At 69.2% G+C, this 11,920-nt stretch carries 8 protein-coding genes; 4 read left to right on the top strand and 4 right to left on the bottom strand.

The genetic code is table 11. From position 1 onward, the window contains the following. Positions 1–125 precede the first annotated feature (125 nt). A complete protein-coding gene (locus HUA75_RS18605; RefSeq protein WP_174487178.1) occupies positions 126–1,409 on the bottom strand; it encodes a P1 family peptidase in 1,284 nt (427 codons plus the stop codon). A gap of 84 nt (positions 1,410–1,493) precedes the next feature. Further along, positions 1,494–4,208, bottom strand: a complete 2,715-nt coding sequence (locus tag HUA75_RS18600) for a putative Ig domain-containing protein (protein ID WP_174487177.1) — start codon at positions 4,206–4,208, stop codon at positions 1,494–1,496. Between the two features lie 196 nt (positions 4,209–4,404). Between HUA75_RS18600 and HUA75_RS18595 the strand changes: the two genes are divergently transcribed. From HUA75_RS18595 to HUA75_RS18585, 3 genes are read left to right on the top strand one after another with little or no spacing between them, the layout of a single operon-like run. Next, positions 4,405–5,418 carry a hypothetical protein gene (locus HUA75_RS18595; RefSeq protein WP_174487176.1) on the top strand — a complete coding sequence of 338 codons (1,014 nt, stop codon included), beginning with the start codon at positions 4,405–4,407 and terminating at the stop codon, positions 5,416–5,418. Beyond that, the gene (locus HUA75_RS18590) at positions 5,419–6,822 is read left to right on the top strand and encodes a 3' terminal RNA ribose 2'-O-methyltransferase Hen1 (protein WP_174487175.1); all 1,404 of its coding nucleotides are present in this window, start codon (positions 5,419–5,421) and stop codon (positions 6,820–6,822) included. Beyond that, positions 6,819–9,383, top strand: a complete 2,565-nt coding sequence (locus HUA75_RS18585; RefSeq protein ID WP_174487174.1) for a polynucleotide kinase-phosphatase — start codon at positions 6,819–6,821, stop codon at positions 9,381–9,383. Before HUA75_RS18590 ends, HUA75_RS18585 begins: the two co-directional genes overlap by 4 nt. A gap of 76 nt (positions 9,384–9,459) precedes the next feature. On the opposite strand, the gene HUA75_RS18580 is transcribed toward HUA75_RS18585, so the two are convergent. Both HUA75_RS18580 and HUA75_RS18575 read right to left on the bottom strand, forming a co-directional pair. Continuing rightward, positions 9,460–9,879, bottom strand: a complete 420-nt coding sequence (locus HUA75_RS18580) for a cupin domain-containing protein (RefSeq protein WP_141640916.1) — start codon at positions 9,877–9,879, stop codon at positions 9,460–9,462. Positions 9,880–9,992: 113 nt separating this feature from the next. Continuing rightward, positions 9,993–10,208: a hypothetical protein gene (locus tag HUA75_RS18575; protein ID WP_254614498.1), complete on the bottom strand. Its 216-nt coding sequence runs from the start codon at positions 10,206–10,208 to the stop codon at positions 9,993–9,995. A 428-nt stretch (positions 10,209–10,636) separates the two neighbouring features. Here HUA75_RS18575 and HUA75_RS18570 point away from each other — a divergent pair, with 428 nt between their 5' ends. Then, positions 10,637–11,812, top strand: a complete 1,176-nt coding sequence (locus tag HUA75_RS18570; RefSeq protein ID WP_174487173.1) for an AI-2E family transporter — start codon at positions 10,637–10,639, stop codon at positions 11,810–11,812. The last annotated feature ends 108 nt before the right edge of the window (positions 11,813–11,920 follow it).

The following is an 11,920-nucleotide window of genomic DNA, read 5'->3' as shown; positions in this document are numbered from 1 at the left end:
GTCACGCCCAACCGACATGTCGACAGATGACAGTGTTCCGTTTCACAGAGGCCGAGGCTCGGCCGTCCGCCTGTCTTGAATGTTTCGCGCGCACCTCCGAGCACACTCCTGTCCTGGGCCTGGACTCATCGGCCGGATTTGCCTGCCGGGGGCTGCTTGGATTTGGGCGCGGGCGTGAGCCGTCCGTATTTCTTCAGGGCCTTCACCAGTCCGTCCGGGGGCAGGCCGTAGACGCGGATGTTGTCCGCGCCCGTCATGGTGTCGGAGGCGAGCATCGCGTTGAGGATGGCTTCCTGTGTGGCCTGGACCGTGGCCTCGAAGAGGGGATTGAGTCTGTCGTTGCTGAGCACCGCGACGTTGGCGGGACGATCCTGGGCCGCGGGCTTGAGGCTCTGCGTGGAGAACGCGAGGAAGATGTCTCCCGAGTAGTTCTCACCCAGTCCGCCCATCTTCGCGATGCCCAGCGGCACGCGCCGCGCGAGCCGTCCGAGCTGGTGGGGCAGTAGGGGGGCATCCGTCGCGACGATGATGATGATGGAGCCCGCGCCCTCGAAGGGAGTGGGCACCGCGGGCGGACCGCCGGTGGCGCCGCAGGACGTCAGGGAGCCCATCATCGGGCTGCCGGGCTTCTGCGTGCCGAGATAACAGGGCTTGTGGTCCGCCAGCTCCTCGCCGACGGGAACCCCTTCGACGGAGAAGAGGCGTCGCGAGCCGTAGTTGCACTGCACCAGCACGCCCAGGGTGTAGCCGCCCGCGGACTCCGGCAGCTTGCGCGAGGCGGTGCCGATACCGCCCTTGAAGCCGTGGCACACCATGCCGGTGCCGCCTCCGACGGAGCCCTCCAGCATGGGGCCCGGGCGTGCGGACTCGAGTGCCTGGATGGCGTGCGACGGCTTGACGTGGAAGCCATAGAGGTCGTTCAGCATCCCGTCCCAAGTCTCCGCCACCACGGGCAGCCCCAGGTCCCACGCGAGGTCCTTGCCCATCGCCCAGGAGATGACGCCCTCGCGCACCGCGCCGATGTCGTTGGTGTTGGTAATCATCACCGGGCCATTGAGTTCACCGGACTCCTGAATCCAATGGGTGCCTGTCATCTCACCGTTGCCATTGAGGGCGTAGATGGCGGCGAACACCGGCTCCGCGACGCCGTCCCTGCCACGGGGCAGCACCGCCGTGACACCGGTGCGCATGGGGCCCTTTCCGGGCTCGATGCGCCCCTCGCCGGAGATGAGCGTCGTATGGCCCACCTCCACGCCGGGCACATCGGTGATGGCGCCGAGCGGACCTGACTGGCCACCGAAGGTGATGCCCAGGTTCCTGGCGCGGGGGCGGGTGCGCTCGGTCTGGGCGGAGCCGAGCGAGGGAGTCACCAACAGGCAGAGCAGCACGGAGGAGAGCAGGGTGCGCATGCCCCGCTTCCTACTCCTCCCCGCACCGTTCGTGTAGCCAGGATGCGAGAGCGCCCGGGGATTCCCGAGCGCCTTCGCGGTGCGTCAGAACGCGGTGCCGTCCGCGCGCAACCCTGGGGACGAGCTGAGGCCGGAGGGCAGCGACGTGTGCCGCACGAAGGCCCCGTTCGGGTCCGCATCCGGGGAGCGGTTGTCGGACACATTGTCAGCGGGAGAGACGTAGCTGTACGTGTCCACGTCGGTGTTGTCCGCCTTGCGCAAGCGCACGGTGTCGCCATCGTTGCTCAGTCCGAGCGCTCCACTGGAGGCCCTCACCGCGTTCGTCCTGCCCGGAGGGATGCCCGCGGCCCCTCCGAAGACGACCACGGCCTTGCCCGCGCCCAGCGTGGTTCCGGCCGGGAAGACATGGCGCGAGAGGGCGGAGTCCCACACGCTCCATCCCGAGATATCCACGGCGACGGCGCCGACGTTGACCAGCTCCACGAACTCATAGGCGGGGTTGTTGTTGCCGTTGACGGCGGGCTCGTTGGCGAGCACCTCGTTGATGATGACGCGGCTGGCGCCCTGGACGATGGTCACCGGCGAGTCGCTCTCGTCGAAGAGGGTGGCGTTCGACGTGTCCACCACCCGCACGAGCGTGTTCGTGGAGGAGAGGGCGGGCAGCGTCCACGCATGACTGCCCTGGACGGCGGGCACCGAGGCGGCCAGCACGCTCCACGTCGTGCCACCATCGGTGGTGGCTTCCACGCGCACGTCACCGACACCCCAGGCATGCCACCGGATGTGGAGCACGGAGCCGGCGAGGAAGGTGCCTCCGTGGGGCTCCTTGAGCCGCACGAAGGGCTCCGACGCGGAGCTGAACGCATACGTGCTGACGACGGGGCGGTGGTCGCTCAGGGTGTTCAAGTAGTCGGGGACCCACTCGTCCGCGTAGATGACCTCGGCGGAGCTCGGGACATAGCGGCCGGCCACCTCGTTGCTGGCCAGCGTGTGGTCCACCATGTTCTCGAAGCCGATGGACGTGTCGTCGCCCGCCAGCGACAGCTCACGGGTGATGAAGGTGTAGCCGTTCGGGTCCGACACGAAGTTCTGGTACGGCGTGGGCATGGGCTGCTGGGTGCCGGGGTCCAGGGTGATGGACTCGTCCACGTCGTCGTTCCAGTCGCCCAGGACGAGCACGTGCTCGTTCGGCAGGTTCTGGTCCAGGTACTCCTTCAGCGCGGCGCTCGCGCGCTCACGGGCGGCGCGGGGGCTGGTGTCGACGCCGTTCTCCGCGCGCATGTGGACCACGATGACGACGAGCGGCGTCTGCGTGCCCTGGATTTCGGTGGTGAAGTTCACGCGCAGGGGCGGGCGGTTTCCGAAGTCGCTCTCGCTGCCCACACGGAGCAGCTCCGCGCTCTGGAAGGTGAGCGCGCTGTCGTAGAGGATGCCCAGCTTCTGCGTGGTGCCGCCGTACGGAGAGGTGCTGCCGGTGACGTAGTTGGCGTTGTTGGAGAGAAAGCCGCTGAAGCCCGGGAGCTGGGCCTTGAGGGTGTCGAAGTCGACGACGTCGACCATCTCCACCATGCCCCACAGGTTGGCGCCCGCCTGGAGCATGACGTCGCGCGCGGAGGCGATCTGCAGGTCATCCAGCGCGCCGCCCTGCGACGTCGAGTTCACGGGGCCCTGCGTGTCGGAGCCGAAATAGGTGAGGTTGTAGTGGCCCACCTTGAAGACCGGTGGGCTGAAGCTGGAGATGGTCAGCACCAGGCTCCGCGAAGCCGTGCGGTCCGTGGAGTCCGTCGCCGTGACGATGAGGTCGAACGTTCCCTGCACGGTGGGCGTCCCGGAGAGGACACCCTCCGAAGACAGCGTGAGGCCATCTGGCAGCGCGCCCATCGTGACGGCCCAGCTCAGGGGCTCGACGCCTCCGGTGGCCGCGAGGGTGGACTGGTAGGCCGCATCCCGGGTGGCTCCGGGCAGTGAAGCGGTGGTGACGCTGAAGGCGGTGAGGACGGTGAGCTGGGTGGCATACTGCGCCTGCCTTCCATTGGCGTCCGTCGCCGAGACGACGAAGCTGAACTGGCCCGCCTCGGTGAAGGTTCCCTGGAGGAGTCCCTGCGCCGACAGCGTCAGGCCGGGAGGCAGGTCTCCCACGCGCGCGAAGGTGATGGGGGCCTTGCCGCCGACGACGGTCAGCGTGAGCGAGACGCTCTCGCCGACTTCATGGGATGAGAGCTGGAACTGCACGATGCGAGGACGCGCGTAGACGGAGAGGGCGAGGTCGGCGGTGTCGCTCGCGCCCGAGGCGTCCCGCACGCGCACGGTGAAGGTCGCATCACCGGCCGCCGAGGGTGTGCCGGCGAGGGAGCCGTTGGTGCCGAGCGTGAGGCCCGCGGGCAGTGCTCCGGCGGTGACGTCCCAGGTCAGGGGCGCGAGTCCACCGCTCGCCGACAGGGCGAGCGAGTAGGGATCGCCCGTGTATGTGTCCGCCAGGGTCTCCGTGAGGACGACGGGAGGCGTGGTGGAGCCACCGTCCGTGTCGGGGCCCGCGTCCGGAACGAACCCACCATCCAGGTCGGGGCCGCTGTCTGGAGTGAAGCCGCCATCCGTGTCGGGGCCGCCGTCGAGCGTGGGGCCCGCATCCGTGTCGGGGCCACCATCCAGGGGTGGGCCACCGTCAGGGTCTCCGTCGTGACCAGGGCCGGCATCCGTCTTGGTTCCGCTGTCCACGGGCCCGGGTGTGGGGTCGGAATCCGAGCAGGCGGTGAACAGGAAGAGGACGAGCAGCGGCGCGACTGCGCGATGCGACAACATGAAGGACTCCGAAGCAGGGAACGAAGCGCGCGGGGGGGCCTGGAATCCTAGCGCAGGAGCCCGTCGCGCATGCGGGTGGGTTGATGGGGGAGGGCGTCAGGTCGTCTCCGCGCCCGGCGTCCGACGCCTCGAAACCGGCCCCCCGGCACACGGTTCCTGGAGCTGGCCCCTCGGCTCCCTGCGCGAAAGAAAACCCATGACCGAGCGTGAGTTGACGCATCTCGAGGTGCCGTGTTTCGTCGACTTTTCCGAGGCCCTCTCGGGTCGGGAGTTGATGGCCCAAGGCGTCGGACCCGACTTCGACCTGTGGCTCCTGGCCCTGGAGGGAGAACGGGATGACCGGGAGAAGGTCGCACCGGGCCTCCCATCCTTCGCGAAGTCGCTGGCGGATGTGCCGCAGACCTACGAGGTCCTGCGCTTCTCCTCGCCGGATGCTCCGCCCGAGTGCGTCCGCTTGCCGCCCAACCGACGCAACTTCCATTTCGTGCAGCCCCTGCCGGAGGGCGAGCTGCTGCTGGTGGGCGGGCGTTGCGGCTATCTCGACAAGGACGCGCACGAACGCAACGCGGTGGTCTATTCCCGCGATGGGCGTGTGACGCGTGAACTCACCCTCGGCGACGGCATCCAGGACGTGCAGGCCACCGCCGACGGGCGCCTGTGGGTGAGCTACTTCGACGAAGGCGTGCTCGGCAATCGAGGGTGGGGGCGCGGGGATATCGACAGCGAGCCGATTGGACGAAGCGGGTTGGTCCTCTTCGATGCGCGGGGCCAGCGCCTCAGTGAGTACGACGCGAGGGCCGTGGGCACCGATGTCATCGTCGACTGCTACGCGCTCAACGTCGCCTCCAATGACGAGATGTGGCTGTACTTCTACACGGACTTTCCCCTGGTCCGCCTGCGCACGGGAGGGCGTCCCGCGGTCTGGAAGACACCTGTCACAGGGGCGAGCGCGCTCGCCGTGGGGGCGACGCACGTGTTGTTCGGAGGCTCCTATTCGGCGCGCTCCACCTTCGAGCTGTTCGTCCTGCACGGTGGCCGCGAGGAGGCGCTGACTCCGGCGGGCACCTTCGTCTTCGTGGACCCGGACGGTACCCGGTGGCAGCCGACCTGGATGTGCGGGCGCGGTCCCTGGCTCTACGGTGGAGAAGGCACTCGCGCCTTTCGCATCGACCTCGACACACTCATCGCCTCGACCCGGATCTGGCACTGAATGCTCCTGACACTCTCGACGACCCACTCCCCCGCGACAGACCTGGGCTACCTGCTGCACAAGAGCCCGCACAAACCCCAGTCCTTCGACGTGTCGTTCGGGTTGGCGCACGTCTTCTACCCGGAGGCCACCGAGCAACGCTGCACGGCCGCGCTCCTGTTGGAAGTGGACCCGGTGGCGCTGGTCCGGGACCGACAGAAGTCTTCTGGCGAGGGCCGCTCCCTGGAGCAGTACGTCAATGACCGCCCCTATGTGGCCTCGTCGTTCCTGAGCGTGGCCCTGTCGCGCGTCTTCGGCGCTGCACTCTCCGGGCGCAGCCGCGAGCGCCCCGAGCTGGCCGCGCGACCGTTGCCGCTCACCGCGCGCCTGTCCGTGCTGCCCTGTCGCGGAGGCGAGGTGTTCCTGCGGCGTCTCTTCGAGCCGCTCGGCTACACCGTCACCGCGACCCGGCACGCGCTGGACGCGACAGTGCCGGAGTGGGGTGACAGCCGCTACTTCACGGTGACGCTCGATGCGACGCTGCCGCTGGGGGAGCTGCTCAGCCACCTGTACGTGCTCGTGCCCGTGCTGGACGACGACAAGCACTACTGGGTGACGGAGGACGAAATCGACAAGCTCCTGCGCCACGGCGAGGGCTGGCTTGCGTCACATCCGGAGCGGGAGGTCATCACCCGGCGATACCTGCGTCACCAGCGAAGTCTCGCGCGCGAGGCCATGGCGCGGCTGTCGGAAGGCGACGAGGCCCCGGAGCCCGAAGACGCTCCGTCCGCGCCTGATGACGGCGAGGTGATGCTGGAGCGGAAGGTGAGCCTGGACGAGCAGCGGCGCGAGGCCGTCCTCTCGGCGCTCGTCGAGCACGGTGCCACGTCGGTGGTGGACGTGGGGTGCGGTGAGGGCAAGCTGCTCCGGGCGCTCCTCCAGGAGCGGCGCTTCACGCGCATCACCGGCATGGATGTCTCCGTCCGAGCCCTGGAGATCGCCAGCGAGCGCTTGAAGCTGGAGCGGCTCCCGGACTTGCAACGACAGCGCATCCAGTTGCTGCATGGCTCGCTGCTGTACCGCGACGCGCGGCTGACGGGGTACGACGCGGCGACGGTGGTGGAGGTCGTCGAGCACCTGGACCCGCCCCGGCTGGCAGCGTTCGAGCGGGTGCTGTTCGAGTGGGCCCGTCCGGGTGTCGTCGTCCTGACGACCCCGAACGCCGAGTACAACGTCCGCTTCGAGGGACTGGCCTCGGGTGGCTTCCGGCACAAGGACCACCGCTTCGAGTGGACGCGCGCGCAGTTCGAGTCCTGGGCCCGAGGGCGGGCCGAGCGCTTCGGCTACGGCGTGCGCTTCGTCCCCGTGGGCGCGGTGGATGCGGAGGTCGGTTCTCCGACCCAGATGGCGGTGTTCTCACGATGAAGCTCTCCATTCCTGAGTTGTCCCTGGTCCTGCTCGTCGGTCCCTCGGGCTCCGGCAAGTCCACCTTCGCGCGCACGCACTTCCGACCGACGGAGGTCCTCTCGTCGGACACCTGCCGCGGCCATGTCGGCGATGACGAGAACGACCAGGATGCGACGCGCGACGCGTTCGACGTGCTGCGGTTCATCGCCGCGAAGCGCCTGGCCCGAGGCCGGTTGACGGTCATCGATGCGACGAACACGCAGCCGGAGTCACGCAAGCCGTTGGTGGCGCTGGCGCGTGAGTTTCACGTCCTGCCCGTCGCCATCGTCCTGGATGTGCCGGAGGCGGTGTGCCACGCCCGAAACCAGCTCCGCCCGGAGAGGCAGTTCGGCGTGCGCGTGGTGCGCAACCAGCTCCAGCAGATGCGCGGCTCGCTGAGGAGCCTGGAGCGCGAGGGCTTCCGCCATGTCCACATCCTGAAGCCCGAGCAGCTCGAGTCCCTGGAGCTGGAGCGGCAGCCGCTGTGGAACAACCGCAAGCATGAGGCGGGGCCGTTCGACATCATCGGCGATGTCCATGGCTGCCTGGATGAGCTGCTGCTCCTGCTGACGCGACTGGGGTACGCGGTGTCGCGCCGTGAGGAGGGGTCTCCCGGCTTCGACGTGCGTCCGCCCGAGGGACGCAAGGCCTTGTTCCTCGGGGACCTGGTGGACCGGGGGCCGGGCGTCGTGGGGGTGCTGCGGCTGGTGATGGGGATGGTGGAGGCGGGCACCGGGCTGTGCGTGCCGGGCAACCACGAGGTCAAGCTGATGCGCAAGCTGCGCGGCAGCGACGTCAAGGTGACGCATGGGCTGGCGCAGTCGCTGGATCAGTTGGAGCGCGAGCCGCCCGAGTTCAGCGCCCAGGTGGTGAAGTTCATTGACGGGCTGGTGTCCCACTATGTGCTGGATGGCGGGAAGCTCGTCGTCGCGCACGCGGGGCTGAAGGAGTCGATGCAGGGACGTGGCTCGGGGAAGGTCCGCGACTTCGCGCTCTACGGTGAGACGACGGGAGAGACGGACGAGTACGGGCTTCCGGTGCGCCACGATTGGGCATCGGAGTACCGGGGGAAGGCCATGGTGGTGTACGGCCACACGCCGGTGCCCGAGGCCGAGTGGCTCAACAACACCCTCTGCGTGGACACGGGATGTGTCTACGGCGGGAAGCTGACGGCGCTGCGCTATCCGGAGCGGGAGGTGGTGTCCGTGCAGGCGGCGCGGATGTATTGCGAGCCGAAGAAGCCGCTCGGCGCGCGCGAGATGCCCGTCGCGGCCCTGACGGCGCAGCAGCAACACGACGACGTGCTCGACCTCGCGGACGTGCTGGGCAAGCGCATCGTCTCCACGCGGCTGATTCAGAACATCACGCTGAAGGAGGAGAACGCCACGGCGGCGCTGGAGGTGATGAGCCGCTTCGCGCTGCACCCCAAGTGGCTCATCTACCTGCCGCCCACCATGTCGCCGTCGGAGACGAGCCAGCGCCCCGGCTTGTTGGAGCACCCGGCCGAGGCCTTCGCGTACTACCAGCGGGAGGGCGTGGAGCAGGTGGTGTGCGAGGAGAAGCACATGGGCTCGCGGGCGGTCGTCGTGCTGTGCCGGGACGCGGACGTGGCCCGGCGGCGCTTCGGGCTCGACGGCGACGAGCGAGGAGCCTGCTACACGCGCACCGGGCGACGCTTCTTCCAGGATGCGGCGATGGAGGCCGCGTTCCTGGCGCGTCTGGGCTCGGCGTTCGAGTCCTCGGGATTCTGGGAGGAGCACCGGACGGACTGGGCCTGTCTGGACTGCGAGCTGATGCCGTGGTCGCTGAAGGCCCGGGAGCTGGTGCGCGAGCAGTACGCGGCGGTGGGCGCGGCGGCCCTGGCGTCAGTGGCGGAGGCGCGAACGGCGGTGGCACAGGCCGCGGCGCGAGGCCTGGAGGTGGCGGGGCTTGGGGCCAGGCTCCAGGCGAGGGCGGACGGCGTGGAGCGGTATGTCGCGGCCTACCGACGCTATTGCTGGCCGGTGCAGTCGCTGGAGGACGTGCGGCTCGCGCCCTTCCACCTGCTGGCGACGGAAGGGGCGGTGCACGTGGACAAGGACCATGTGTGGCACCTGGAGACGCTGGCGAAGGTGTGTCGCGCGGACCCGGATTGGCTCATGGCGACGTCCCATCGTGTGGTGTCACTGAGCGACGCGCGGGCCGTCGAGGACGCGACGCGCTGGTGGGAGTCGCTGACCTCGCGAGGCGGGGAGGGCATGGTGGTGAAGCCCCTCGCGTACGTGGCCCGAGGCAAGAAGGGAGTCCTCCAGCCGGCCATCAAGTGTCGGGGCCCGGACTACCTGCGCATCATCTACGGTCCGGAGTACACCGCGCCGGAGCACCTGGAGCGTCTGCGCAAACGTGGGGTGTCCACGAAGCGCTCGCTGGCGTTGCGGGAGCTGGCGCTGGGGGTGGAGGCACTGGAGCGCTTCGTCCGGAAGGAGCCGCTGCGGCGCGTCCACGAGTGTGTCTTCGGCGTGCTCGCGCTGGAGAGCGAGCCGGTGGACCCCCGGCTGTAGCCGGACCGGGGCCGCTTCCTTCGCGCGGAGGGCCCAGGCACCAGGTGCCGTGCGTGCGCCCTCCGAGTCCCTTCACTCAGTGCAGGCCAGGCGCCGATTCGGGCGTCATGCCGGACCGGGTCGACTTCGTGGCCTCTCGCTGCGCGTACTCCGCCATGCCCTCGAAGTCGACGCAGAGGCAGGGCTCGTTGCCGATGACCCACGCGTCGTGCCCCGGTGGGATGATGGCCACGTCCCCAGGCCCCATCTCGTTCTCGTCGCCGTCGTCCATCTTCACCACCATCCTTCCGCTGACGACGTAGATGGAGTGGGCCACCTGGCAGCTCTCCGTGCCAGCGATGGGCTTGACGTCCTGGGACCACTTCCAACCGGGCTCGAAGACGCCCATCCCCACCGTGCGCCCTCCGTCGAACTGGAGAACGTCCGCATGCCCGTGCGCCTCGAACGGCCGGCGCTCATCGGGTGTCGAGAATCGCTTGATGATGAACTCGCTCATGATGTTTCCCTCCGCGAGCCAGAGGAGGGAGGAGCGCCGCGCGCCCCACACGCCCCGGGCCCGCCCATGTTTCCCAAGGGAAACCTAGGGACGTTCCCGGCGGACGTCAGTGCTCAGGTCATCAACTCCAGCGGCATGGACAACCCCGCCTCGAACCCCGGCTCCTTGCGAAGTTGCTCCAGCACGCCGCGCGTGCAGTGCAGCGTCACCAGGGGAAACAACCCCGGCTCGCTTACCCAGCGCACGGCGCTCATCAACTCCCGCGCCCGCAGGAAGCCCAGCACCGTGTCGCGGAACTGCTGGCTCTCCTCGCCCGCTTGCCGATGCACCGCCGCTCGACTCCTGGCGGGCGCGGACGCGGCTGGTCGCTTGCCACCCTGGCGAGAGGACGGCCGGGACGCAGTGGGCTGCTCCCGGGGCATGACGATGGCTTCAATCCACATCGTGTCGCCCTCCTCGTGGCGTGGCGATTCCAGACCTGCTTGAAGATTATCGGACAAGGGCGTGGTCCAGTTGTGTCCCCACCTCGTCGAACAAAAGGGTGGGGTGCCTGCACCCCCATCGCACGGGTTCGATTCGGAGCGCCGCTGCCCGCCCCGTGGAGTCAGCTGGCGCGGAGGGGCCTGGTCGCTCGGCTGCCCCACGGGGGGACGGCCATTCGCCGCGCGCCCGACAGGCCGCTCTCAGGTGCGGAGCTTGTCAGGCTCGCACGCGAGGGGGCCTGACTGGCGGCGCATCACTTCCTACCTTGTCGCTCATGAAGGACTCCAGTCGCCAGCTGCCGGTCTACGTCCCCGCCCGCACGGTGTGGGCCGTGGGGCTGCAGGTGCTGCTCCTGGCGGTCTGCTGGCTGGTGCTCCGGCGGCTGTATCCGCTGTTCACGCTCCTGGCCGTCGTGCTGCTGCTCTCCCTCGCGTTGGACCCGCTGGTGCGCCGGCTGGAGCGGTGGGGCCTGAAGCGCGGGTTGGGCGTGGCCGTGGTGGCGCTGGTGCTCCTGGGGTTGGTGGGCGTGCTGGTGGGCACGCTGGTGCCCGCGCTCGTCCAGCAGATTGAGGGCCTGGTCCAGGCGATGCCGGGGCTGCTGCAGCGGCTCTCCGAATCCCAATGGGTGCGGGAGCTGGGAGCTCGCTACGGCTTCGAGATGCATCCCGAGGAACTGCTGCGCTTCGAGCCGATGGACCTGGCGGGTCGTGCCGTCGGGGTCCTCTCCTCCACCCTGGGACTGCTGGCGGCGGGCATCACCGTGGTGGCCCTCTCCGTCTTCAGCCTGCTGTTCGGCAAGGAACTCTACGAGAGCATCCTCCAGTGGGTGGTGCCACGCCGGAGGCACCACGTGCGCGGGCTGGTGGAGCGCATGCGCGCCGCGGTGAGCAACTACGTCGCCGGCACGCTGCTGGTGATGACCATCGGCGGCACCGTGGCCGCCACCGTCGCGCTCGTCCAGGGCGTGCCCTTCTTCCTGGCCCTGGGGCTGGCGGTGATGGTGCTGGGGGTCATCCCCTACATCGGCAGTGTCATCAGCGCCGTGCTGGTGAGCCTCACGACGCTGGCCACCGTGGGGCTGCGCGCGGCCGTCATCGCGCTGGTCGTCTTCATGGTCTACCAGCAGATTGAGTCCAACGTGCTGGGCCCCATGGTGCAGCGCCGGGCCATCCGGATGAACCCGCTGCTCATCTCCATCGTCGTGCTCTGTGGCGGCGCGCTCGCGGGCCTCCTGGGCGCGGTCGTCGCCGTGCCCCTGGCCGCCGCCGCGCAGGTGCTCGTCCAGGAACTGCTCCGGGCGCGGCAACTGAACTGGAGGCGCGTCCACCGCCGCGAGAATGCCCGGCGACAGGCGGGGCGGGGCGCGGTGGAAGAGGGGCTGCTGTTCGCGGGCCCCATGGACGACACGCCCGAGCGCGAGGGGCCGCCTTCGGAGAGCGACCGCCACTGAGCGGCGTGGCGCCCGGACGTGAAGAAGGGCTCCCGGAGTGTGTCCCGGAAGCCCTCCTCGTTCAGCTCAGGTTGACGTCAGCGCCGCACCTCCGACCCGGGAAGCGTC

The organism is Myxococcus sp. CA040A (assembly GCF_013336725.1).
GTDB classification, from domain to species: Bacteria; Myxococcota; Myxococcia; order Myxococcales; family Myxococcaceae; genus Myxococcus; species Myxococcus llanfairpwllgwyngyllgogerychwyrndrobwllllantysiliogogogochensis.
The sequence above is the reverse complement of the archived record's forward strand: the minus strand, read 5'-3'. Positions and strand labels throughout refer to the sequence as shown.